Annotated in this window: 19 protein-coding genes, 1 other RNA gene, 3 pseudogenes and 1 CRISPR repeat array; of the genes and pseudogenes, 6 read left to right on the top strand and 17 right to left on the bottom strand. The window is 46.1% G+C overall.

The genetic code is table 11. From position 1 onward, the window contains the following. The first annotated feature begins 33 nt into the window (after positions 1-33). The 3 genes from N39L_RS25690 (at position 34) to N39L_RS25680 (ending at position 4,815) form a co-directional block, all read left to right on the top strand. On the top strand, positions 34-642 hold the full coding sequence (locus tag N39L_RS25690) for an IS607 family transposase (RefSeq protein ID WP_014276768.1): 609 nt from the start codon (positions 34-36) through the stop codon (positions 640-642). Next, positions 530-1,744, top strand: a complete 1,215-nt coding sequence (locus N39L_RS25685; protein WP_202070225.1) for an RNA-guided endonuclease InsQ/TnpB family protein — start codon at positions 530-532, stop codon at positions 1,742-1,744. Before N39L_RS25690 ends, N39L_RS25685 begins: the two co-directional genes overlap by 113 nt. Positions 1,745-2,183: 439 nt before the next feature. Then, positions 2,184-3,763: direct repeats of the CRISPR family, unit length 35 nt; unit sequence CTTGAGACTTCTTTGAAAGTCGAACGTATGGCAAC. A 95-nt stretch (positions 3,764-3,858) separates the two neighbouring features. Next, entirely contained in the window at positions 3,859-4,815 is a 957-nt protein-coding gene (locus N39L_RS25680; protein ID WP_006616211.1) for a tetratricopeptide repeat protein, read from the top strand. Between the two features lie 79 nt (positions 4,816-4,894). On the opposite strand, the gene N39L_RS25675 is transcribed toward N39L_RS25680, so the two are convergent. Both N39L_RS25675 and N39L_RS25670 read right to left on the bottom strand, forming a co-directional pair. Beyond that, positions 4,895-5,155, bottom strand: a complete 261-nt coding sequence (locus N39L_RS25675) for a hypothetical protein (RefSeq protein ID WP_148261876.1) — start codon at positions 5,153-5,155, stop codon at positions 4,895-4,897. 182 nt (positions 5,156-5,337) lie between these two features. Beyond that, positions 5,338-6,240 (bottom strand): hypothetical protein, encoded by a 903-nt coding sequence (locus tag N39L_RS25670; RefSeq protein WP_014276765.1) that lies wholly within the window; start codon positions 6,238-6,240, stop codon positions 5,338-5,340. Positions 6,241-6,525: 285 nt separating this feature from the next. On the opposite strand from N39L_RS25670, the gene N39L_RS25665 reads away from it, so the two are divergent. The 3 genes from N39L_RS25665 to N39L_RS25655 all read left to right on the top strand — a co-directional run bounded on the left by N39L_RS25665 (position 6,526) and on the right by N39L_RS25655 (position 9,555). Beyond that, complete coding sequence (locus N39L_RS25665) at positions 6,526-6,687, top strand: hypothetical protein (protein WP_202070224.1); 162 nt, start codon at positions 6,526-6,528, stop codon at positions 6,685-6,687. Between the two features lie 45 nt (positions 6,688-6,732). Continuing rightward, positions 6,733-6,897, top strand: a complete 165-nt coding sequence (locus N39L_RS25660; protein ID WP_162270063.1) for a hypothetical protein — start codon at positions 6,733-6,735, stop codon at positions 6,895-6,897. A gap of 834 nt (positions 6,898-7,731) precedes the next feature. Next, positions 7,732-9,555, top strand: a complete 1,824-nt coding sequence (locus tag N39L_RS25655; protein ID WP_014276763.1) for a bifunctional serine/threonine-protein kinase/formylglycine-generating enzyme family protein — start codon at positions 7,732-7,734, stop codon at positions 9,553-9,555. 227 nt (positions 9,556-9,782) lie between these two features. Here N39L_RS25655 and N39L_RS25650 read toward each other — a convergent pair whose 3' ends face one another. The 15 genes and pseudogenes from N39L_RS25650 to ltrA (N39L_RS25570) all read right to left on the bottom strand — a co-directional run bounded on the left by N39L_RS25650 (position 9,783) and on the right by ltrA (N39L_RS25570) (position 24,986). Then, the gene (locus N39L_RS25650; protein ID WP_014276762.1) at positions 9,783-11,186 is read right to left on the bottom strand and encodes a site-specific integrase; all 1,404 of its coding nucleotides are present in this window, start codon (positions 11,184-11,186) and stop codon (positions 9,783-9,785) included. Positions 11,187-11,400: 214 nt separating this feature from the next. Next, positions 11,401-11,795: a transfer-messenger RNA gene (gene ssrA, locus N39L_RS25645) on the bottom strand. 143 nt (positions 11,796-11,938) lie between these two features. After that, positions 11,939-12,922, bottom strand: a complete 984-nt coding sequence (gene mdh / locus N39L_RS25640) for a malate dehydrogenase (protein WP_006616588.1) — start codon at positions 12,920-12,922, stop codon at positions 11,939-11,941. 215 nt (positions 12,923-13,137) lie between these two features. Continuing rightward, the gene (locus N39L_RS25635; protein WP_006616587.1) at positions 13,138-13,353 is read right to left on the bottom strand and encodes an NAD(P)H-quinone oxidoreductase subunit O; all 216 of its coding nucleotides are present in this window, start codon (positions 13,351-13,353) and stop codon (positions 13,138-13,140) included. A gap of 217 nt (positions 13,354-13,570) precedes the next feature. Next, positions 13,571-14,485, bottom strand: a complete 915-nt coding sequence (locus N39L_RS25630) for a DNA-formamidopyrimidine glycosylase (RefSeq protein ID WP_006616586.1) — start codon at positions 14,483-14,485, stop codon at positions 13,571-13,573. Positions 14,486-14,585: 100 nt separating this feature from the next. After that, positions 14,586-14,819 carry a photosystem I reaction center subunit IV gene (locus tag N39L_RS25625; RefSeq protein ID WP_006616585.1) on the bottom strand — a complete coding sequence of 78 codons (234 nt, stop codon included), beginning with the start codon at positions 14,817-14,819 and terminating at the stop codon, positions 14,586-14,588. Positions 14,820-14,987: 168 nt separating this feature from the next. Next, a complete protein-coding gene (locus N39L_RS25620; protein ID WP_006616584.1) occupies positions 14,988-15,740 on the bottom strand; it encodes an MORN repeat-containing protein in 753 nt (250 codons plus the stop codon). Between the two features lie 128 nt (positions 15,741-15,868). Continuing rightward, a complete protein-coding gene (locus tag N39L_RS25615; protein WP_035737108.1) occupies positions 15,869-16,993 on the bottom strand; it encodes a hypothetical protein in 1,125 nt (374 codons plus the stop codon). 27 nt (positions 16,994-17,020) lie between these two features. Continuing rightward, positions 17,021-17,746: an RNA-guided endonuclease TnpB family protein gene (locus tag N39L_RS25610; protein ID WP_081471240.1), complete on the bottom strand. Its 726-nt coding sequence runs from the start codon at positions 17,744-17,746 to the stop codon at positions 17,021-17,023. Positions 17,747-17,782: 36 nt separating this feature from the next. Then, positions 17,783-17,998 (bottom strand): hypothetical protein, encoded by a 216-nt coding sequence (locus N39L_RS25605; RefSeq protein ID WP_014276758.1) that lies wholly within the window; start codon positions 17,996-17,998, stop codon positions 17,783-17,785. Further along, entirely contained in the window at positions 17,988-18,209 is a 222-nt protein-coding gene (locus N39L_RS25600; RefSeq protein ID WP_126277534.1) for a helix-turn-helix domain-containing protein, read from the bottom strand. The genes N39L_RS25605 and N39L_RS25600 overlap by 11 nt, the downstream gene beginning before the upstream one ends. Further along, a pseudogene (locus N39L_RS25595) lies at positions 18,127-18,657 on the bottom strand (IS607 family transposase); the annotation flags it as partial. The pseudogene N39L_RS25595 and the gene N39L_RS25600, both read right to left, overlap by 83 nt. Before the next feature lie 1,217 nt (positions 18,658-19,874). Next, complete coding sequence (locus N39L_RS25590; RefSeq protein ID WP_035735762.1) at positions 19,875-20,129, bottom strand: hypothetical protein; 255 nt, start codon at positions 20,127-20,129, stop codon at positions 19,875-19,877. A 422-nt stretch (positions 20,130-20,551) separates the two neighbouring features. Next, positions 20,552-22,320 (bottom strand): annotated as a pseudogene (gene ltrA / locus N39L_RS25585) (group II intron reverse transcriptase/maturase). An 852-nt stretch (positions 22,321-23,172) separates the two neighbouring features. Then, positions 23,173-24,986, bottom strand: a pseudogene (ltrA, locus tag N39L_RS25570) (group II intron reverse transcriptase/maturase). Positions 24,987-25,034 lie beyond the last annotated feature (48 nt).

Below are 25,034 nucleotides of genomic sequence, written 5' to 3'. Positions count from 1 at the left end.
TTAAGCTAGACGACTACACAGCAAGCGAGTTAAATGCCGAAATATACATCACCAAGTGAAACATCTCAATACTTTGGTGTATGTTTACATACCCTAAGAAGATGGGAAAAAGACGGCCAGATTCAAGCAATCAGGACACCCAAAGGACAGAGAAGATATGAAATCGCCTCCTACAAGGGAATATCCGATCGCATTCGGCAAAGAGCAATTATCGCTTATGCCCGCGTTTCCAGTCGTGGACAAAAAGCCGACCTTGACGGAGGAGCTGCAAAGCTACTCGAAGTATACCCCAATGCCGAACTCATCACTGATATCGCCAGTGGTCTTAATTTCAAAAGAGCAGGACTTAGAGCCGTTTTGGAACTCCTCCGTCAAGGCGATGTCGGATTTATTGTGGTTGCCCACTTTGACAGACTTGCCCGTTTCGGGTTTGACCTCATTTCCTGGTTGTGTGAACTCGACAAAACCAAAATCGTGGTTCTCAACCAAGACAGTTTATCCCCAGAACGAGAATTGGTTGAAGACATCCTTGCCATTGTTCATATCTACCGCTTCCGGGAAGCCAGCTACAGTTGCCGACTTTACGGACTCAGAAAGTACAAATCTGCAATCAAAAAAGATCCGGATTTATCCCAGTCCTGAACTGGCAAAAACTTGGAAAAAATGGCTGGCTGCTTGTCGTTATTGTTTTAACCAAGCCATAGCCATGCAGCGTCAATCAACGACTCGGATTGGGAAGCTGAAATTGCGAAATCTGGTCATGCAATCTGATTTACCTCAATGGGTGAAAGAAACACCTTGTCATATCAGACAGAACGCCATATTTGACGCCCACCAAGCCTATACAGCCAGTCGTGATGCCTGCTTCCGAAGTATTCGTAATCCACAACAAACAATCAAATTTAATAATTCCAACTTTACCAAAGGTACATGGTACAGTCAGTTAACGAAAAAGCTGAAGTTTAAGGCAAGCGAGCCCATACCACATCAATGTGATTATGGGACTCAATTGATTTATCGGCGTGGTAAATGGTTTGCTGTTTTTCCTGAACCTGTAATTAAAAGTCATACATATTCAAGGAAAATAATTGCCTTAGATCCTGGGGTCAGAACTTTTTTAACTGGATATGACGGCGATAAAGTAATTGAAATTGGCAACGGCGACATGGGGCGAATCACAAGATTATGTACGCATCTAGATAATTTAATTAGTCGCTCAACCAAGGTAAATGCCAAACGACGCCGTTCTCTGAAAAAAGCAGCTAATCGGATTCGAGAAAAGATTCGGAACTTAATTGACGAAGTGCATAAAAAAGCAGCACATTATCTGACTACTAATTATGGATTAATTTTTCTGCCTCGCTTCGAGTCTTCCTCTATGGTAGCCAAGTCAAGAAGAAAAATTCAGTCGAAAACAGTCAGAAATATGCTGACCTGGGCACATTATCGCTTTAAGTTAATTCTGAAACATCAAGCAGCAAAGCGTGGTTGCGTGGTGCTTGATGTGGGCGAAAGTCACACATCTAAAACCTGTGGAGTGTGTGGACATCGCCACGCCAAACTAGGTGGTGCGAAAATACACAAGTGTCCTCACTGTGGCAGTCAAACACCTAGAGATGCAAATGGCGCACGTAATATTATGTTGCGTGCTTTGAGGGATTCCTCCTTTACTGTCAGCAATGATGGTATTGCTATAGTTACAGTCCGAGCATTGTCAATTAATGTTCAGGACTGTTCAGCTTAAATGAATCAGTTTACCTACATTCGGATGCTCTGAAAAAGTATCTCAAGCACTGGCAGGACAAGCTATCCCTCTCCACCACCCATCCCCATACAGGTCACAAGGTCAGCTACTATCGCTGTCTGGAATTACAGGTGTGGGAGTACATCTCCTGTCTGATGGGAGAACGGGAGACCTATCGACCGATGTTGTGGAAAATTTAGCTTTTTCCAAATGATGCCCCAGGTCTGACCTGTAACATCCATTCACCTACAGGGGTCTGGCAAACCGCCCAATCACTGATTTTTTCGTTGACCCCTATAGGTGGACTGCTACGACCGGGTTTCAGTCATTTTGTTAACTCAATTATTGCTAATCTATGTCAATAATTGGGGTACTGACTTGACCCCTATAGAATTGGTGGGTTAGAATCCCTTCAGAGCAAGGATTTCGTTCTTATGCTCTTGAGACTTCTTTGAAAGTCGAACGTATGGCAACTTGATCAATCTTTGAAATTAATGTAAAGTAATTACCTTGAGACTTCTTTGAAAGTCGAACGTATGGCAACTCTTCTTCGGAGTAGTTGCACTCGTCGTCCCAAAGAACTTGAGACTTCTTTGAAAGTCGAACGTATGGCAACAATGGAGTGACCTGTAAGTTACGATTTCTACGATTCTTGAGACTTCTTTGAAAGTCGAACGTATGGCAACAAAAGGAGGGGCTTGTCAGCCCCTTTGCCGAAACTTTCTTGAGACTTCTTTGAAAGTCGAACGTATGGCAACGAAAGTTTACGAACGGCACGAAGCCGCTGTTGGTCTTGAGACTTCTTTGAAAGTCGAACGTATGGCAACTTTTTCCGAGATAGACCTTGGCTTCCCCCCTGCTTGAGACTTCTTTGAAAGTCGAACGTATGGCAACAACCCAAATAGTTCGCACTTTAAGGAGCGAACTGCTTGAGACTTCTTTGAAAGTCGAACGTATGGCAACCAGATGGGTACTTGAATGCGTCTAGACCTATTCCTTGAGACTTCTTTGAAAGTCGAACGTATGGCAACAAAGGTTGCTGCCCGAACAACAAACATTCCTCCGCTTGAGACTTCTTTGAAAGTCGAACGTATGGCAACAATACTTGTCGTTCCCCGTGGAGGAGGACCTTGTACTTGAGACTTCTTTGAAAGTCGAACGTATGGCAACTGGAAGGTGGGGGACAAAAACTTTGTCTTTCGCTTGAGACTTCTTTGAAAGTCGAACGTATGGCAACGATATGGACCGTATGATGCTTACATCGTTCACTGCTTGAGACTTCTTTGAAAGTCGAACGTATGGCAACTTGTCGCTTCCTTCCACGACAAAGCCTCTTCCTTCCTTGAGACTTCTTTGAAAGTCGAACGTATGGCAACCTTGAAGCCGCCGTAGCCGTTGGGAATAAAGACATCAAAGCTTGAGACTTCTTTGAAAGTCGAACGTATGGCAACAAGTTCCCAGTCCCAAGGACGAAGGGGACGAAGCACTTGAGACTTCTTTGAAAGTCGAACGTATGGCAACTTGTCTTGATACCACAATGATATCTCAGGACACCAATCTTGAGACTTCTTTGAAAGTCGAACGTATGGCAACTCGCCCCCCCTTGTAGACCTTGTAGACCATGAAACACTTGAGACTTCTTTGAAAGTCGAACGTATGGCAACTTGACCTCGTTTACATGTCAATACCACGATCCACCCTTCCTCTTGAGACTTCTTTGAAAGTCGAACGTATGGCAACTGGTTGACATGTGCATATGCAACCTTATACTGCTTGAGACTTCTTTGAAAGTCGAACGTATGGCAACTCGCGACCGCCAAAGTAGACATCTGTAACGATGTAACCTTGAGACTTCTTTGAAAGTCGAACGTATGGCAACGTTTTAGGGACTTAAGGGGCGGCAGGCCTTGGGCAGCTTGAGACTTCTTTGAAAGTCGAACGTATGGCAACAAGTTGAGAACACTCCCATGCCATCGAGATGATGCTTGAGACTTCTTTGAAAGTCGAACGTATGGCAACTACTTTTTTGTAAATGTCAAAAAGCGATCGCTTTTTGAACGGAAGTAGTGCTAAACTGTTTCAGAGCCAATGGGATACCCAAAAGGAGACATCCAATGCTGTGGGATGAACTTGATATCGATATCAATACAGTTCCCATCGAGCAGTTAGCTACTTATACTGCCGTCGAATATTTTTTGTGTCATCAAAGCATCCCCCCCCAAGAAGCCACCCCCCTGCAACGGGTGCAGCATTACCTGGAGTCTTTTTATCACCTATGGGAGGTGGAAGATTGGCGGCGGGCGACCCAAATTTTGACAGTGATTCCTGACCCCCAAAGCAACCAAGAATTACACGACCAATTGGGAGTTTGGGGTTATTATGACCAACAAGAAAAACTCTATAAATCTCTCCTCGGAAAATTGAATCCGGGCTGTGATGCGGTTTGTTACAACGGCTTGGGGAATATTTACGATGCCCTGGGAGAGTTAAACGAATCTGAAAGCTACCATCAAAAACATCTGGAAGTTGCCCGAAAATTGGGGGATAAAGCCGGAGAATGGAAAGCCATTATGGGATTAGGGAACGTCGCCAAAAACCGGGGACAGTGGCAACAAGCCGCGACCTATTATCAACAAAGTTTAGATATCCTGGAAAAACACCCAGATGCCGAGTCTCCCCAAGGGCGTGCCATGCTGATGGGTAATCTAGCCAGCATTTTAAGCCGAGAAAATCCCGAAGAATCCCTGCATTTAGCAACGGCAGCTTTGGCAATATTTCGGAACCTTGGCAATCCCTACCTTATCGCCCGCGCCCTAGTTTTAATGGGGGATATTTACAATTCCTTAAAACAACCGGAATCAGCCCTAAAGTATCATCAACAGAGCTTAGAAATCGCTGAAAAATGCCGGGAGGTAGTGGCTGAAATTGATGCAATGAAAGGCATCGCTGAGGCAAATTTGCAATTGAATAACTGCCCCCTTGCTCAAAAATGGTATCAAAAATGCAGGGAATTAATCAGAATCATCATCGGACCTTGGGACAGCATCCATTGGTTCGCAGTGCTTCCCTAGAAGAGTATCAACAGTTAATCGATCGCCTCCAACAGTAATTAGGACGACTCTCAAGCCGCCCCAACTGTTAGGAATGGATTTATTTGTGGTTTTTTGAATTGCGATCGTTGGCAATTTCCATGCCTAGCCATGCAGTAGCATTAACCGTAGTGCTAACCACTGGTTCCCCTGTAATTGTCGTACAGGCGCAGCAGGCAATGACGATCGCTTTAATTAGGGCTATGGTGTATTCTCTAGGGTATTTCGGTGAACGACGGCGACGGCGACGGCGACGACCGACCCTATAACCCCTAGGACAAGGTTGGTATTTGTCTTCATGACGTGCTGTAGGTCTGGTCATGGCAGCCTCCTTGGGGAAATGACCAAACAAATTAGTTTCCCTGGGCTGCTTTATTGATTTACATCATACCAGCACCGGAATCTAAATGTCAACCCTCCTAGCTAATTTTTTGGGGGTTGCTATCTAGGGGGGAGATGGGTATAACCTAGGGATGCCATAGACAAGGGTTGTCTCTACCCCCTTCAAATATCCAGGGGAATGGCGGATAATTCCAAGGCATAAATGGTTTCTCCCTGAAACTGAGAAACTCGCACAAAGTAGGTTCCCGTGGGTAATAGGTCAATATCAATGGATTCTGTGGCTAAAGCGGGGTTATTGGATGAGGCGATAATATCATCAGGTTGAATGGCTTGATTTTGATTGATATCTTGGATTAAATCTACATTAGCATCGGCTTTTAAACCGTGCAGAAATAGGCTAAACTCACTACCATTATTGGGGATGATAAATTCATAAATATTGACCGGGTTATCATCGGTAACTGAGTTAACTATAGTCCGACTTCCTAAGAGAGTATCTAAGGCGATCGCATTACTGAGGTCATCCATTAACTGGGGGGGTGCGCCTAACCTACCTAACTCTAAACCAAACCGATAAAAATGCTCAAAAAGGCTGCCGATTATTTCATCCTCTATTCCCTCCACCGCATCGAAATTGCGATCGCGATAAAACTCGGTATTAAAGGACTCGCTAGGGTCTAAACCCTGAAATTGTCCGATTTTCAAAAAATGCTCAAAGGCGGTAAATTCCCCCTTAGCTACTCCCTGAGAAACGGTGGGATTTTGCTGTAGATAAAAAACCGGGTCAAAAAAGGGATTTGGGCTGCGGTTGTCTGTTTGTCCAATATTAACAAAATGAGCGGCTGCAGTGGTAATTCCCTCCTCTACTTCTGACTGAATATGGGGATTTTGGGCGAGATAATATTCACTATCAAAAATGGGGTTAGGGTTGCGGCCCTCAAATTGTCCATACCGAGAAAAATGCTCGAAGGCGGTCTCGAAAAGACCGTCGGCGATCGCCTCTTCTACCTCCTGATTTTGTGCCAAATAAAACCCTTCATCAAATAAAGTTTCAAGGGTAAGCATAAAAAGCCTTTTCCCAGCAGAGGATTAATGTTCACCACTAGATTATCGCCAATTAGTCGTCAATCGTCCATTCCCATTGTAGGTTAGGCGAATATGTAGCGAATATGTAGGTTGTGTGAAGCGCAGCGAAACCCAACTTCCCCAGTGTACCATTGTAGTGAAGCGCAGCGAAACCCAACTTCCCCAGTGTACCATTGTAGGTTGTGTGAAGCGCAGCGAAACCCAACTTTCCCATTGTAGGTTGTGTGAAGCGCAGCGAAACCCAACTTTCCCATTGTAGGTTGGGTGAAGCGCAGCGAAACCCAACTTCCCCAGTGTACCATTGTAGGTTGTGTGAAGCGCAGCGAAACCCAACTTCCCATTGTAGGTTGTGTGAAGCGCAGCGAAACCCAACTTTCCCATTGTAGGTTGTGTGAAGCGCAGCGAAACCCAACTTTCCCATTGTAGGTTGTGTGAAGCGCAGCGAAACCCAACTTTCCCATTGTAGGTTGGGTGAAGCGCAGCGAAACCCAACTTCCCCAGTGTACCATTGTAGTGAAGCGCAGCGAAACCCAACTTCCCCAGTGTACCATTGTAGGTTGTGTGAAGCGCAGCGAAACCCAACTTTCCCATTGTAGGTTGTGTGAAGCGCAGCGAAACCCAACTTTCCCATTGTAGGTTGTGTGAAGCGCAGCGAAACCCAACTTCCCCAGTGTACCATTGTAGGTTGTGTGAAGCGCAGCGAAACCCAACTTCCCAGTGTAGGTTGGTGTGAAGCGCGGGTATGTAGGTTGGTGTGAAGCGCAGCGAAACCCAACTTCCCCAGTGTACCATTGTAGGTTGTGTGAAGCGCAGCGAAACCCAACTTCCCAGTGTAGGTTGGTGTGAAGCGCGGGTATGTAGGTTGGTGTGAAGCGCAGCGAAACCCAACTTCCCCAGTGTACCATTGTAGGTTGGGTGAAGCGCAGCGAAACCCAACTTTCCCATTGTAGGTTGTGTGAAGCGCAGCGAAACCCAACTTTCCCATTGTAGGTTGGGTGAAGCGCAGCGAAACCCAACTTCCCCAGTGTACCATTGTAGGTTGTGTGAAGCGCAGCGAAACCCAACTTCCCAGTGTAGGTTGGTGTGAAGCGCAGGTATGTAGGTTGGTGTGAAGCGCAGCGAAACCCAACTTTCCCATTGTAGGTTGGGTGAAGCGCAGCGAAACCCAACTTCCCCAGTGTACCATTGTAGGTTGTGTGAAGCGCAGCGAAACCCAACTTTCCCATTGTAGGTTGTGTGAAGCGCAGCGAAACCCAACTTTCCCATTGTAGGTTGTGTGAAGCGCAGCGAAACCCAACTTTCCCATTGTAGGTTGTGTGAAGCGCAGCGAAACCCAACTTCCCAGTGTAGGTTGGCGTGAAGCGCAGCGAAACCCAGCTTCCCCCGGCGAAACCGGGTTTCTGTGAAAAAGCCGGTTAATTTTCGGCATTTATGGTAATGTAAAATCAGATATCAATAACCATCCTGATTATGAGCCAGTGTCTGAACCCAGACTGCCTCCACAGCAACCCCGAAGGTTGTCAGTTCTGCCAAAAATGTGGTAGTAAACTCCGACTGGTTGAACGCTACTATGCTAAAAGCATCCTCGGACAAAGAGGGTTCGGACGCACATTTCTGGCTGTCGATGACTTCAAACCTTCTAAACCTCCCTGTGTGATTAAGCAATTCCTTCCCCAGGCGCAAGGAACCGCTACCCTCCAAAAAGCCGCCCAATTATTCGACCAAGAAGCCCAACGTTTAGAACTCCTCGGCAAACATCCGCAAATCCCCGAACTTTTGGCTTATTTTACCGCTGATAACCGTCAATATTTAGTTCAGGAATTTATCGAAGGGGAAACCCTACAACAGGAGCTAGATAATCAAGGCGCTTTTACGGAAAATCAAATCAGTTCGCTGCTAGAGGATTTATTGCCAGTTTTGGATTTCGTTCACCAAAATAAAGTAATTCACCGGGATATTAAACCGGAAAATATCATTAGACGCGCCAGTGATAAAAAGTTAGTCCTAGTGGATTTTGGGGCGGCTAAACAGGTGCATAGCACATCTCAGAGCGTCACCGGAACGGTTATCGGTTCGGCGGAATATTGCGCCCCGGAACAGGCGATGGGAAAACCTCAATATGGGAGTGATTTATATAGTTTAGGGGTGACTTGTTTATATCTGCTAACCCAAGCGAGTCCGTCTGATTTATATGACCCCTTAGAAGCAGAATGGGTGTGGCGTGAGCATTTAAATGGGAATCAGGTGAGTGATAAATTAGGCAAAATCTTAGACCGTTTGGCTGAGACAGTCTTTAAAAAACGCTATCAATCTGTAGCCGAAGTGTGGGCAGATTTACAGGGATATTCTTGTCGTAAAAAGACTCCCCTTATAACTCCAAAAACTCCCACCCAGAAGTTTGAATTTGATATCGTTACGGTCAATTCAAAGGGACAACAAATTAACCGCCGTCGCGGTCAGGCTGAATGTATTATCGAAGACCTGGGAAACGGTGTAACCCTGGAGATGGTAATGATTCCGGGGGGAACCTTTATTATGGGTGCGCCGAGTGGTGAAGTACAAAGTTATGATGATGAAAGACCCCAACACCGAGTCACCATTAAACCCTTCCTGATGGGGAAATATCCGGTTACCCAAGCACAATGGCGACAAGTGGTTAGTTTCCCCAAACTCCAACGGGACCTGAGCCCAGACCCCTCAAGATTTAAAGGATTAAATCTTCCCGTTGAAAAAGTTTCATGGTATGATGTAGTTGAGTGGTGTGCCCGCCTATCGAAAAGAATCGGCAAACCCTACCGATTACCCAGTGAAGCGGAGTGGGAATATGCAGCCCGCGCCGGAACTACTAGCCCCTTTCACGTCGGTGATACCCTGACCACCGACCTCGCCAACTATAATGGCGACTACACCTATGGCTCAGGACCCAAGGGAGCCTACCGCCAAAAAACTACCCCCGTCGGTCAGTTTCAACAAGCCAACGCCTTTGGCTTGTATGATATCCACGGGAATGTTTGGGAGTGGTGCGCTGACCCCTGGCACGACAGCTACAAGGGTGCGCCTTCTGATGGTGGTGTGTGGGATGCTGGTAACGATAATCGTTATCAAAACTATATTGAATATTTAGTCAACTTTTTGAGCAACACAAACAGGAGGGGGAGGGTGCTGCGCGGCGGTTCGTGGAACAACAATCCTGGTATCTGCCGTTGTGCCTTCCGCGACTGGTTCGTCCCGGACTTCCTCGTCAACAGCCTCGGTTTTCGGGTAGCCTGTGCCCCCCCGACTCTTAGCCCTTAGTATGTAGTATGTAGGTTGGGTGAAGCGCAGCGTAACCCAACTTCCCCCAGCCCAACCTGGTTTCGCCAATGCGGAACCCGGGACTTGAAGCAAAATTACAACCTATAACCCCCATTCTACCCTCACACTGATGCACTCAAAAGCGATCGCACATTTAGGAGTGAGTGCCAAATGAAGGCCCCTAAGTATTTAGCCTAGAGGGTATTGTGTTGTCGATTTATTGAGGGTTAATCATCAAGCTGATATATTACCCTAAGAATTGCCTTAATCTGTGGCAAGTCTGGATTGATACCATGATTGGTTAGTGCTTGCTTTGCCATATCTAGCGGTAATGGCTGCTTTTGATGTCGTGTCAGGATACCTAACTCTGTGGCAAGGTTGCGACGTTTTTTGTACTTGCTGTCATTAACCGTTACCGAGTGACCAAACGAACGCGCCCTGATTTCCTGTGGTATCCCGTTCATCTCTCCCAGTTGGTTGGCTAGATATCGGAAAGCTAATGCTTGGGTGAATCCCCAATTATGGTTAGTTAACCATTGTCTGTGGTTACGATTAAAGCCCGCTGGGTTCTTAGGTTCAGTAATAGGTAAACAGACGTTATGAATCCCTAGACGGTTAATCAAAGCCTTGTCTTTTGACATTGGTATTGCTAACCTTTGACCTGTTTTGGTGCTACTACCAAAGCAAGTAAACTCACCAATCACTAACACTAACTCAATGTTATTGGAGTCACTTATCGCGGGGAACGTTATGCCGTCAACCGTGATATCCTTGGTTAAGTTTTGTCCTGCTGCAATCTCTGATGGTCTCAATCCATATAAAGCACACATTGCTGACACCCAACACCAACCATCACGAGCATTATTGTCTGTCAACCGTCCATAATCAGTGTTACGTTCCTTGTCTAGCAAGCCTAGCAAGGTATCCAAGTCTATACTTTGGGATTCAGCAAATACTGTCTGGGTAGGGTCAATCTTTTCCATCTTCTCTAGTGCTTTCTTGCATCGAGCACGTTCCGCTACCTGTCTTAGTCGGTAGTATCTGTCTTTGAATATTTTATGACCTACCGGACTACTGCCATCTTGTAACGGGCTATATAACGCTTCTTTTATACCCTCCCAGCTCACATAAACATCCCAGTCTGTGACTTTGTTAAACACAGTAAGAAAACAGCGTTTAAATGAACTTTGGTCACTAGCCAGATCACGGGAACGTTTCCGCTTAGTGTTCTTGTGTACCCCATTAAAGTAATCATCCTCCATTTCTTTAAACACTTGACGATAGGTGATTAAGTCGTTTTCCATGGGAACTTTGGATTCATCAAGGATAGTAGCCTTGTACCAGTCCAGCCATTCAGATACTGACTGAAATTGTCCATCAAGGGATTTATGGACTAACCAAGCCTTGTCTACAGCCTTGCGGATACCCTCTGGAGTAAATTGGCAATTACAGCCCCGTTGCTTACGTCCCCCAGTTTCTGGGTCGTTTGTGATGTCTAGTTGGATTGTCCCCCGATTGCGCTTAATCCTGACACCCTTGGGACATTGTTGGCGGGATAAGTTGAAAAACTCAAGGATATCTTGAAAACCTTGATATATACCGCTGTGCGTACTGTTTGTACTTGTACTCATTTTACACTCACTCCTAATAATGCGATCGCTTTCGAGTGCATCAGTGTGACGGTAGAGTAAGGGTTATAGCTTTTATGGTGGGTTCGACCCCTCTATTGTCCACTAAAAGCCTCTTCTGGCTAAGGTTAACCGGAAATAGTGAAATAGTTTTTAAAAATGCGATAACCGGGTTAAGCCTTTCCCAGTTATCGCAGTCAGGATAAAGTTTTACAGAAAATGGAGCATATGGGAATCGAACCCATGTCCAAAACGACTATTTACGCCCTGCTCGTTCACAGACATAGCCCCTCTAATCCTTAGGGCGGGAACCGTCACTTATCCCTGACGGTAGGATTCTCTAGTAGAGTCTTTTTCAGTTAAGCTACCAGAGAACGCTTAACCGAAGCATCCGTTGGGGTTTAACCCACAGTCCTTAACGGAGTCAAACCGTGAGTGCTCGAACCTATAGGAGGTATTCGTTATTAAGCAACAGCGGCTTTAACGCGAGCGAAAGGTACGACGTTGTTCGCACTTACATTTTTTGTGAACCTTTGATTTTCGAGAGGAGGCTCACTCTCGGCCTGAATCACAAGGTCGGTTTGATCGTCCTGTCGAAACCAGTAATGCCCCGTGTATACAAATAATGATAAATGATAAATCCCAGACTGTCAAGGGCTTTGGTGAAACTGTCTGTGGTCCGCAAGAGTTAAGGAAGGGGAGGGGTTTTTTCGGGGCGGGTACGTCATGGCACTACTAAGACCCGCCCCCGGCGGCTAAACAGCAGCAGTGGCAGCCAAAACGGCATCGGCTTTTTCAATACCTTCGCGAACTGATTGAGCGCAACTGTTGAGTGCTTCGCGTTCATTGTCTGTCAGGTTTAATTCCAGAACCGCTTCTACGCCTCGACATCCCAACCAACAGGGAACCCCTAGGAAAATATCCTTCATGCCATATTCTCCCTTGAGATAGGCAGAAGTTGGCAATAGACGACGACGGTTGAGTAAAATAGATTCTACCATAGTCCGCACGGAGGAAGCGGGAGCATAATAAGCGCCGCCAGTTTTCAGAAGTCCGACTATTTCTGCCCCCCCATTACGAGTGCGAGCAATCAGACGATTAATGGTTTCAGTATCCATTAACTCTGTAATGGGAATGCCATTAACTGTAGAATAACGGGGAAGGGGAACCATTAAATCGCCATGGCTTCCCATAACGGTTGCATTAACATCAGCAACGGAAACGTTTAATTCTGTGGCGATAAAGGCTTGGAAGCGAGCTGAGTCTAACACTCCTGCCATTCCCATAATCCTAAAAGGTTCGATTTGGCTGACCTGCCAAGCTATATAAGTCATTACATCCAAAGGATTGGTGACTATGATAATGACTGCATTAGGGGAACTAGCGATCGCATTAGTAACAGCACGAGCCACAATAGGGGCATTAGTTTCGATCAAGTCGTTGCGGTTCATGCCGGGAGTCCTAGGGCGACCGGCTGTAATTACGACAACATCTGATCCAGCAGTATCTGCATAATCATTAGTTCCGAGAATTTTGCGATCGTGACCTTCGACTGATCCGGCTTGCATCAAGTCTAGGGCGACCCCTTGGGGCAAACCCTCGACGACATCAAGCAAGACGACATGGGCGACATTACTCTCTGCTATGCGCTGGGCTAGGGTACCACCTACTTTACCTGCCCCAATGATGGAAACCTGGGTAGGGTGACATGAAGGAGGAAAAAACATACTAGAAGCCATCTGCATATACCAATTAGATTTTGATTAACGGTCTGCCAGACGGGAAGTAAAGGCTGGTTGGTAAGGGGTAGGGCTAATTTGAAGCCTCCCCTACTGCCCCTAGGGATTATGGGCTATTGATGCCCTACCCTGGGGGTGTTAGTAGTACCCCAGCCTAGTTATGTCAGGATATAGGATTAACCGGGTGATCCGATCGCCCATGGAGTCGCACATGGCTATTTAGCGGGTTCCAATTGGTCAATCCGCAACCATATAGCTGGTGTAGGGACTCGACCAAATTTGACAAAGGCATAATCTCCCTTAGTTTCCATGACTTCCCCCTTAGTTTCAAACAAATAGGGAGGTAATCGGGAGTCGCTGGCGGTCACTTCTAGGCTATTTTCTAATTTTTCCCGAATGGCGTGAACAAAATCTCCGCGTTTAATAGTCATAGCGAGCAGGATAATAAATGAATCTATCCCAAATTTTAAGGGCTTGTGAGTTAATTTGATGTCAAGGATTGTGCGATAGCCACGCGAATGTTTACAAACAAGGTATTCATTCTCTGTTGTACTTGTTCCGGCTTCCCATCTAACGAACGGCCAATTACATTTTACCGTTACAGATGATAGACGTAGCTTTATGAACATCTATCTTAACAATCGAGATTTAGGGAAGATCACAATTGAGTTGAGGTTGACACATAGGACAGAAATGGGTTCCCCGTCCCGATAGTTTAATTTTAGTGATGGGGGTTTGACAAACTCGACAGGGTTTCCCGCCACGTTGATAAACCCAGGCGTGGCTACCGTAGTTGCCGTTAACGCCTTGGACGTTGAGGAAATTACGAATAGTTGTGCCACCGTCTGCGATCGCCTGTTGCAAAACTGCGACAATGTGGGTATAGAGGCGATTAAGTTGGTCTGGACTGAGACGACAGCTAGGAGTTGTGGGTTGAATTCTGGCCAAAAATAAGGCTTCGTCGGCGTAAATATTGCCCAAACCAGCTAATATAGATTGGTCTAGTAAAGCTGTTTTAATGGGTCTTTGGCTGCGCCGTAGTTTGGTGGCTAAATACTCAGGGGAGAATTCATCGCTAAGGGGTTCTGGTCCCAATTCCCGCAAACCAGAAATCACATCCATGACCGCCAGATGGGGGGGAACCAACCAGATTTTACCAAAAGTCCGCTGGTCAACAAATCTCAATTCTCGTTCTTCAGGCAAAAACAGTCTCACTCTGGTATGTTTTGGCAGAGACTGGTCAGAAGTACACCACAAAAGTTGTCCGGTCATCCGCAGATGCACACCCAGCCAGCCCCCGTCGCTTGTCTGGGTCTCGATAGGGTCTTTTGATGTGAAGATAGGATTTGATGGCTGTGATGGGGCTTGTAGTTGCGCTAACAGATATTTTCCCCGCCTATACCAGTGGTTAATGGTAGTGTTGTTGATTTGGGCGATAAATTCCACAGGACAGGGGTGGGCGATCGCACTATCTAAGAGGACATCCGCACCCACTATAGGCTGATTGAGGGTGGTCTGATTCAGACCCTTTCTAACGGTTTCAACTTCGGGTAACTCTGGCACGGAAAAATAAGCAGGTATACAGTCGCTGCGATTAAGGTATTGACAGGCGGCAGGGACTGTCTGACACTGCCGCCACGAGATTAGCCGAGATCAGTCTAGTTTACTTCTTAGCTGCCTTAGCTGGTGCTTCTACTTCGATCAACTCAGCTTCAGCAAAGTTGTTAGTGTTAACGCCGCCATCAACACCGCAGTAGGCGTTGTAGTTGACCTTATCAAAACGAACAATCACAGGATAGCGAATCCCGCTTTTATCCACGGAAACAACTGTTCCCACTTCTTGGAACCAATAGGACTCTTGGCGAAGAATGCGAACTTTAGAACCACGTTGAACCATTGGTTTATTTTCCTCTATGTCTAAAATGCGTTAATCTTCAGCCTACTACTGGATCAGCCATCTGATTCACTTCAGTTTTTTAAGTTTTATTGCTAACCTACCCACAGGGTTGGGGCTTCCGTGAGGGAGATTTCCCCAAAACTGCTGATTTGTGGTGACTTAGAGGGTTCAATCCTGCCGTCTACCATCGCGGAAGGTACCGGGGAAACGTTGTCCGGCGGTGTTAATGAGAACGCCTTGGCCGTGGGGGATACCGCCGCGCAGTTCCCCTTCATAGCGAAAACCGTTAGGGAAGGTGCAATTGCCTTTTCCGTCGAGGGCTTGATTAAAAAATTCTCCTTGGCAGGTAGTCCCATCTGTGCGGGTTAAGGTTCCCTGTCCAAAGGGTCCCCCGGCAAAAAATCTTCCCTCAAAGCGATCGCCATTGCTATAAACAAACTGCCCTCTGCCGTGGGGTTGGCTGCTAGTGGTACCGCTACCGACTTCTGTGACCAGTTGAAACTCACCAATATAGCGATCGCCATTGGCAAAAATCACCGTTCCGTTAGTAATCTGGCCATCTCTAAACACTCCCACGACACGGGAATCATCAGCAAAGATAAACACACCTTGACCATTAGGGAGACCATTGCGAAATTCTCCCTCAAAGCGATCGCGGTTAGCATAGACAAAGATACCGCGTCCTTCTGGGCGACCGTTGACAAAACTACCGGTGAAATTATCTCCCCCTTCATAGTTGCACGTCACCTGGCCGGTAGGTAGTTGTCCTTCACAGATAGGGGGGCGACCGCCTTCTGTTTGGGCGTTGGCTGGCAGTGTGACTAACAAAGCAACAGATCCACTCAAAGCCATTGTGCTGAGGAGAGACTGGGTGAACGGTCCTAGGGTAACAAAGCCAAATTTTTTAACTAAATTGAACATAAAACTCAACCCATGACATTGATAATTCCCTGGTTATCAAACCCAAGGATTTTTAGTTCAATGACTAACCTAAACCACCGGGGATATGGCTCCAAGGCAGCCAGAGGATAACCACAACCCCCAGTTAGTTAGGACTGATTACGAACAAAATTGTTGATAGTTTGTGGCATTACAATCATGTTAGCTTCATCCCCAAGGGGTCCGCTAACCTCACCTACCATTCTAGCAACTTCAATGCCGTTCTGCTCAAAGATGACAATCGGATCGCTGTCTCGGCTAAACTTGACGCGCTTAATCAGAACTTCTCCCCCGGCAATGCGTTGACCAACACTCACATAACGACTGGTGGGTTCATTAGGAGCCTTAACAATAATTCTGGTGTCATCTCCTGTTCTGAGGACTCCTGTTACTTCTATGGCACGAGCTAAATCAGTGGAAGGGGGTGGAGGGGGTGGAGGGGGTGCTGCTGGTGCAACGGGAGGGGGAGCATTGGGGTCAACCCATGCGGGTGGTCTGGAAGTGAGGGGAAGTTGAGGCAGATCTGGCACTCCAGCTACAGCTAGATCTGGTAATCCTGCTGCTGGTTCAGTAATACCGGGTTGTCCGTTGGCTACGCCTGGCTGTGCGGTAGGGGCTCCTGGTCGTCCGTTGGCTACCACTGGCTGTGTGGTAGGAGCTCCTGGCTGTGCGGTAGGGGCTCCTGGTCGTCCGTTGGCTACCCCTGGCTGTCCGTTGGCTGCGCCTGGCTGTGCTGTGGGGGCTCCGGGCTGTCCTGGCACGGTAGTAACGGCAACAGGAGTTCTCCATTGGGGCGGTTGCATAGCTACGGGAAGACTGGGTAGGTCAGGCACTTGTTTACTGGGTAAGGCGATCGATTCACTGTCTGCTTGCACGTCTGGGGGTCTATCTGCAATAACCGGTGGAATCGGTCCAAAGGGGTCAAGTTGTTGACCAGGAATTGGAATAGTTGCCGGTGCAGCAGGTACTCCATTTCTGCCGGGCAGAAGCTGTCTCAATCGTTCCTCTGATTTGGTAGACTGAATCAAACCTGCTTCTGGCGGAGGAGTTTCAGTAACTAGAGGATCTTCAAATGGTGTTTCTGCTGTAGTTTCCTCTTCCGATGGGTCAACTGGGGTTGTTTCTTCTGTGGGAGTTGGAGTCAATGTAATTTCCTCCTCCGGTGGCTCCGAAGCACAACCCCCTAGCCAGAGTGATAAAACCCCCGCTACAATCACAAATAGAACTTTACGCATTGCCTATCCCCAATGATGCTGATACATTTACGCGACATTTATCCGGCTATTGCCTGACAATGCGACGATAGCACTATTACCCGTTAAGGTAACAGAGGCGGTATCCCGCAAAGCTTTTAGAAAGATTCCAAAAGCACCGTTCCAGTCCCTGGGTAGAGTGAACCCACACTCAGGACATCGGAACACTTTTGAGCCACCTAGCTGGGAATGCATATTACCACAGTGAGTACAGGTTTTGCTGGTGTATTCTTCCGTCACATCTACAACTGTGGTTCCAGTTATTTCCCCTTGATGTCTCAGGGTTAGTTTGAATCGATAATGCGCCCATGTCAGCATGGCGCGGGCAGTCTTGGATTTGATTTTCCGCTTGGCTTTGGCAACCATGTTGGAAGTCTCGAAGGTCGGCAGAAAAATTATGCTGTAGTCATTAGTCAAGTAATGAGCAATTTGCTTGTGGGCCTCATCCACTAAATTCCGGATTTTAGTTCTCATTCGTTGAGCCGCTTGCCTCATCCGGCGTCGCCGTGAACGATTAAGTTCCTTGGCGATTCGGCTCATCAAATCATCCAAATGTTGACATAACCTAGTAATGCGTCCTATATCTCCGGAGCCCAATTCCAGAAACCGAGAGCCATCAAACCCAGTTATGAAAGTTCGGACACCCCGGTCTAATGCAATCACGCCATTCGCTTCAGTTGGGGTAACGGCAACTGGTTCAGGGAAAATCGCCAACCATCGACCTTTGGTAAACACCAACTGAGTCCCTTGCCCGCAAGTTTTAGGGATAGCTTAGGAAACCATGAAAGTTAATCCTTTCGTGAGTCTTGGATACCAACTCCCTGAAGAGAAATTAGTATTATTGAACTTAATCCCTTGAGAGCTGTCACGACAACTTCTAAACCTTGCATCAGGACTGGCGGTCAAAGCCTGATCGGCATCAAAGATGGCATTTTGCCGAATATGGCCGGGTGTTTCTTTGACCCATTCGGGTAAGTCACTCTGCATCACTTCCGCAGCGTAACTTTAACTTGCTTAGTCGTTTAGCACTCCGGGATAATGCAATTGCTTGGTTGTAGCAATACCGACAAGCAGCCAGCCATTTGCGCCAGACTTGATTTAGCTCTAGGCTGGGGTAAATCCGGATCTTCTTTGACCTGAGTTTTATATTGACTCCGTCCGTATAATCGGGAACTGAAGCAGTGGAGGATGTCCTCAACCATTTCTGGTTCTCGACTGAGACTTGTCTCGTTGAGAACCATGAGTGAGCACCTGTTTTGCTCACAGAGACATCGAAACAAGTCCCATCCAAATCTGGCCAATCGGTCTGGGTGGGCAACGACAACCATGCGGACATCTCCTGACAAGACTTGTCCCAGTCAGGCCAGCATTTTCTTTCCCTTGAAGTTGAGCCCGCCTCCGATTTCGGAGACGACTTCTGCTTCGGGGTAGAGGTTGGACAGTGCGGCCACCTGTCGGTTGAGGTCGGACTGCTGGGCGCGGCTACTAACTCTGGCATAGATAACGACTTTGCGTTTGTCACTGCCTGATTTGGCAGCAGTATATGACTCAACGTTGTATCGTCGTTGCCCAGCGGGGGTTCTGATGGTCTCGATTGAGCCATTTTCGTCCCATCTGCGGAGTGTTCTTTCATGGACTCCAAGGATTTAGGCCGCTTCCTTGGGTTTGACATATCTGGCAATAGGTTTATCCTCAACGTTATGGTCGAAAGGGAAGTCACCTTCCCCAACTCCAATTCCAAACCGTACTTGAGACTTTCACCTCATACGGCTCCTGATGTAGATACCCCTTTTGACATCGGGAACAGGGCAACAACTCCCTGCTTTGTGACTTCAACTTTTGGAGCTAAATACAACATCGTAGTCTTTAAACTCGCTCTCGTCATAAACACTCTTATTTGTCGCAGTCTCTATATCCACACCGTGACTAGTGGGCATATCCTAACCATTACAGTTAGGCATTAGCTTTCAGTCACATCCTTTCCCCTTAAAGGCATACGCTTACACTTTTCACTACTGTGCAGTTACATCCTGCTGAGAACCTATGAGGGGTTTAAACGTTCCGTTTATACGGGCATTCCATCTTTAGACTTGTCCTGTCCACCGGGGTAATTTTAAAGGTCTGTGTAGGTAGTGGATGAAAACTCCTACTTTTCCCCTTGCTCTTTTGAGCGCAGCGTATCAACCTATTTCGCTACTTAATAATTACGATGGTTCAAGCCGGAACATTCAGATTTCCTTAGTCATGGATGGTTGGCAGTGGTCGGATTATTGGGAATAGGTTTCCCTCACGCCTTTCGTTCCCCCCTTCAATCTGACGGGTTGTGATTCCTCAAACTGGGGGTGGCTGTTATGGTCGAAAGGGAAGTCACCTTCCCCGACTCCACTTCAAAACCGTACTTGAGACTTTCATCTCATACGGCTCCTGATGTGAATACCCCTTTGTCAGTGGGAACAGGGCTACAACCCCCTGCTTTATGACCTCAACTTTCGGAGCTATATACACACGTAGTCATTAACTCGTTTTCGTCATAACACTCTTAGTTGTTGTGGTCTCTATATCCACACCGTGACTAGTGGGCATATCCTAACCATTACAGTTAGGCATTAGCTTTCAGTCACATCCTTTTCCCTTAAAGGCATACGCTTACACTTTTCGCTACTCCACAAGTACATCCTGCCACTTGAGAGCCAATGAGGGGTTTAAACGTTCCATCTATGCGGGCATTCCATCTTTAGATTCGTCCTATCCACCGGGGTACTTTAAAGGTCTGTGAAGGTGGTGGTAATATACCCCTTCTTTTCCCCGTGCTCTTTTGAGCGCAGCGTATCAACCTATTTCGCTACTAGAGTATTACGATGGTTCAAGCCGGACATTCGGTTTCCCTAATCATGGATGGTTGGCAGTGGTCGCCTCTGGTAGTAGGTTCTACTTCACGCCTTCCGTTCCCCGCTTCAATCCTGGGGTTATGATTCCCAAAACTGGGGGTGGCTATCGCCGTTACTCTCAACCTTACGTTATACTCAAGGGGTTCACAACTCCCCTCTTTTTTTCGCTCAGTCTTGACCTTGAGTCTCTCTGCCTTATCTGGTTGTCGAAGCCAGATGTTGAGACACATAGATAGTTATGGGATGGTCAGGGGTGCGAATCCCTTATATTCCACCAAGGGGTGGAAGTCCCACTAGGAGGTTATTTAAGGCATTGCAGCCCTATTTCACTCCTAAACGTCTCGCACATCGCCGTTACTCTCAACGCCCTGATTTCTCAGTTGGTTTATGACCTTGAGTCCCCTGCCTTGCTTAGATTTCTCCAAGCGTCGGGACATATAAACAGTTATGGGATGGTCAGGGGTGCGAATCCCTTATATTCCACCAAGGGGTGCAAGTCCCACTAGGACGTTATTTCAGGCATTGCAGCCTTATTTGACTCCTAAACGTCTCGCAAGTAGGGGTCGAGAGAGATGTCGCCATCTCCCCCTCCCATACAGAACCGTACTTGAGACTTTCACCTCATACGGCTCCTAATTTGACCGTCTCCTTGTTAAGAGTACAGCATCATCTCTTCATCAAGAGCTGTTTTATTGTCGTGACAATGGCGATGTAATAATTGAATATTCTTGTATTCATCCTTTCCGCCATGGCTTCTAGGTACAATGTGGTCTACTTCAATTATATCTGATGGGGTAAAGAATTGTCCACACCAGGTACATCTACCTTTTTGCTTTTTGAGTAGTTTTGCTACCCTAATTGGCGTGTCGATTGCTTGTCCTTTCCTGGTTGCCCAGTAAGTCCAATTTCCGTCATAAGGTGTTGCGTCAGGGCGTATTAGGGTATGTCTGACAATTGGAGTCCAGTTGTGTTTAAACAGATGTAACCCATCTTTGGTTTGAAACAGCCAATTTTCGTGTCTTTCTTTCCCATTGCTAAGTTTAATTGTTCCATGTCTGAAATAATTACTTAGTTTTTCGTAACTTGCCTTTCCGCATCTTGATACTGTCCATGCCCTTAACATTTGCCAGACTGTTTTGTCTAGCTTATTGAAGGTCTCTGTTGAGACTACCGCTGAATAATAATTTGACCATCCCCGAATAATCAGGTTTAGTTTACTAATCAGGGCTGACTGAGGTGTTGCTTTATGTTGCTTGATTACACCTTTTATCGCTTCTGTGTGGGCTTTGACTGCTTTTTGGCTGGGTTTTATATGGGTTTTGTGACCGATTAATCGGCTTACTTTCCCACCTGTTTTCCCAGATTTATATTTTCCTGCTGGGTATTGCCTGATATTGAATCCTAGAAAATCAAACCCAGGTTCCTCAGTCTTACCGTCATACTCAATAGTTTTGAGTGTATGACAGATTCGAGTCTTTTCAGGTTTTATTTCTAATCCTACAGGTTTTAGCCATTCAGAAATAGCAGTCTTGCACTGTTCAATGATTCCTAGGTCTTTGGATATGACCACAAAATCATCGGCATATCTTATAACGTTCGCATAAGGGCGATTGTCTGTTTTCTTGGGATACAGTTTTTCAATTAACCTAATCATACCCAACAGTGCGATGTTGGCGAGTATTGGACTTATTACCCCTCCTTGGGGTGTCCCTGCTTCTGTATCCTCAAATACACCGTTATCTAGCACGCCAGCTTTGAGCCATTGTTTCAGGTCTCTCTTCAAGCTGCTTGGACAATGAATTTTGGACAATAGGTAATCATGGTTCACGGTAAGAGCATTTTGCTATATCAGCATCAAGAACATAGTATTGTCCTTGATTTATGGCAATATATATTCTACTTATTGCATCTTGTGCTGACCGTCCGGGTCGGAACCCATAGCTCGTGCCCTCAAATCTCGATTCCCATTCAGGTTCGAGAGCCGACTTAACCAAGGCTTGCCTTGCTCTGTCTTGGATTGTGGGTATGCCTATTCCAGCTTTTTTCATCCCTACCAGGTTTTGGAATCCACACCCTTCGCAGTGGTTTTGGTTTGAGATTTCCCTTAATGTTTTTGACAAGTTCTAACCTTTGTCTTGGAGAGATTGCTCTTACTCCATCGATTCCGGCTGTTTTCTTGCCTTGATTATCTTGGGTTACTCGTCGCACTGCTAGGAGCCGGGCATAATATGATTTCACCAATAGACGTTGCCACCTTCTTACCTTTGCATCCTGTCCCGATTTAGCTGCTTGAAATATACTCTTTTGGAGCTTGAAAACTTTCCGTTGAACCTTAGTCCATGGGATTGCCTTCCATGCGTTGTTCGTAGTCTTGATTGGTTTTGGTTTCCCAAACCCTTTCTTTAAACTCGCTATCGCCATTTGTACACCTACTAGGCTCTATTTCTTTACAATCAAACCGTGACCTGTTAGCATATCCCTTCCATTACAGTAGGGCGTTGGCTTTTGGTCACATCTCACATCCTCTAGGACTTGCGGTTACACTTATCCCTACTGATATCTCGACCAGATAATCAGAGTCCAGGAGGACTTAAAACGTTCCGTTTATATGGGCATTCCATCTTTAGATTTGTCCTTTCCACCGGGGTACTTTTAAAGGTCTGTGTAGGTAGTGAATAGAAGCCCCTACTTTTCCCCTTACTCTTTTGAGCGCAGCGTATCAACCTGTTTCGCTACTTAACAATGACGATGGTTCAAGCCGGACATTCGGTTTCCCTAATCATGGATGGTTGGCAGTGGTCTCGGTTCTGGTGTTGGGTTACACCTCGGAGCCTTCCGTTCCCCGCTTCAATCCTGGGGTTGTGATTCCCAAAACTGGGGGTGGCTATCGCCGTTACCCTAATTTCCTGATTTTACTTATCCATTTCTGGGCTTCCTATAAGGAATTTGTATGAGTAAGTTCGTTTTGACCTTGGGTTCCCTGCCTTGTTTTGTATATTTCTATACAAACGTTGGGACATATAAACAGTTATGGGATGGTCAGAGTACGAGTCCCTTATATTTCATCAAGGGGTGAAAATCCCACTAGGAGGTTATTTCAGGCATTGCAGCCTTATTTGATTCCTAAACGTCTCGCACCTATTCTCGCTTCTTATACCGTATTGCCGTAAAATGTTAACCTAATTTGAGATGAAATATTAGGGGTCGAGAATGGAGTCGCCTCCATTCCCTCCCATTCAGAATCGTGCGTGAGACTTTCACCTCACACGGCTCCTAGTCTGATTGTTCCATTGTTAAGGATACAGCTTTAGCGTTGTCTAATGCCGTCTTATCATCGCGGGTGTGGCGATGTAATAGTTGAAGGTTCTTGTATTCATCCTTTCCGCCTAAACTTCGAGGTACAATGTGGTCTACTTCAACTAAATCTGATGGTGCGAAATACTGTCCACACCAAGTACACCTGCCTTTTTGCTTTTTGAGTAGTTTTGCTACCCTGTTTGGTGTTCCAATTGCTTGTCCTTTCCTGGTTGCCCAGTAAGTCCAGTTTCCGTCGTATGGTGTTGCGTCAGAGCTTATTAGGGTATGTCTGACAATCGGAGTGTAGCTATGCTTCCATAGGGTAATTCCGTCTTTGGATTTGAATAACCAAGTTTCATGTCTTTCTTTCCCATTACTAAGTTTAACCTTCCCTTGTTGGAAATAGTTTCTTAGCTTTTCATAACTTGCCTTTCCGCATCTTGATACTGTCCATGCCCTTAACATTAGCCAGATTGTTTGGTCTAGCTTATTGAAGGTCTCTGTTGAGACTACTGATGAATAATAATTTGACCATCCCCGAATAATCGGGTTTAGTCTACTTATCAAGGCTGATTGGGGTGCTGTTTTATATTGTTTTATTACACCCTTAATCACTTCAATGTGGGCTTTAACTGCTTTGTTGCTGGGTTTTATGTGAGTTTTGAATCTTAACTTTTTGTGGGGGGTTTTGTTGCATAAGAAGCCTCCTTTTCTTCTTCCCCCATGTTTTCCAGCTTTATATTTGCCGACTGGATATTGCCTAATATTGAATCCCAGAAAATCGAACCCTGGTTCCTCTGCTTTGCCGTTGTACTCAATAGGATTGAGCGTGTGGCATATTCGAGTCTTTTCAGGTTTTATTTCTAATCCTACAGGTTTTAACCATTCGGAAATAGCAATTTTGCACTGTTCAATAATCTCTAGTGATGGAGATATCACTACGAAATCATCGGCGTATCTTATAACAGTAGCTTGTACTACGTTTGCTTTCTTAGGGTACAGTTTTTCTATGAACCTAACCATGCCCAACAGTGCGATGTTGGCGAGTATTGGACTTATTACCCCTCCTTGGGGTGTCCCTGTTTCTGTATCCTCAAATACACCGTTATCTAGCACACCTGCTTTGAGCCATTGTTTCAGGTCTCTCTTTAGGCTGCTTGGACAATGAATTTTGGATAGTAGATAATCATGGTTTATTCGGTCAAAACATTTTGCTATATCTGCATCCAGAATATAATAACCTCCTTTGTTGATACTCTGAAAGATTCTGGATATTGCATCGTGGGTAGACCGACCAGGACGGAACCCATAGCTATTGTTTTCAAATCTTGATTCCCATTCAGGTTCAAGAGCCGAATTGACCAAGGCTTGCCTCGCTCTGTCTTGGATTGTGGGTATTCCCATTCCCGCTTTTTTCATCCCTGCCGGGTTTTGGAATCCACACCCGTCGTAGTGGTTTTGCTTTGAGGTTTCCCTTAATATTCTCCACAAGTTCAAACCTTTGTCTTGGAGAGATTGCTCTCATTCCATCAACTCCAGCCGTTTTCTTGCCTTGATTATCCTGGGTCACTCGCCGCACTGCTAGGAGCCGGGCATAATATGACTTCACCAATAGACGTTGCCACCTTCGTGCCTTTGCGTCCTGTCCCGATTTAGCTGCTTGAAATATCCTCTTTTGGAGCTTGAAAACTTTTCTCTGAACTTTTGCCCATGGAGTTTATTTCCATACAAACGCACGTCTTGATTGGCTTTGATTTCTCAAATCCTTTCTTTAAACTCGCTTTCGTCATAGTAACTCCTACTAGACTCTATTCTTTACAGTCAAACCGTGACCCGTT

Source organism: Limnospira platensis NIES-39 (assembly GCF_026000695.1).
Taxonomy (GTDB): domain Bacteria; phylum Cyanobacteriota; class Cyanobacteriia; order Cyanobacteriales; family Microcoleaceae; genus Limnospira; species Limnospira platensis.
The sequence above is the reverse complement of the archived record's forward strand: the minus strand, read 5'-3'. Positions and strand labels throughout refer to the sequence as shown.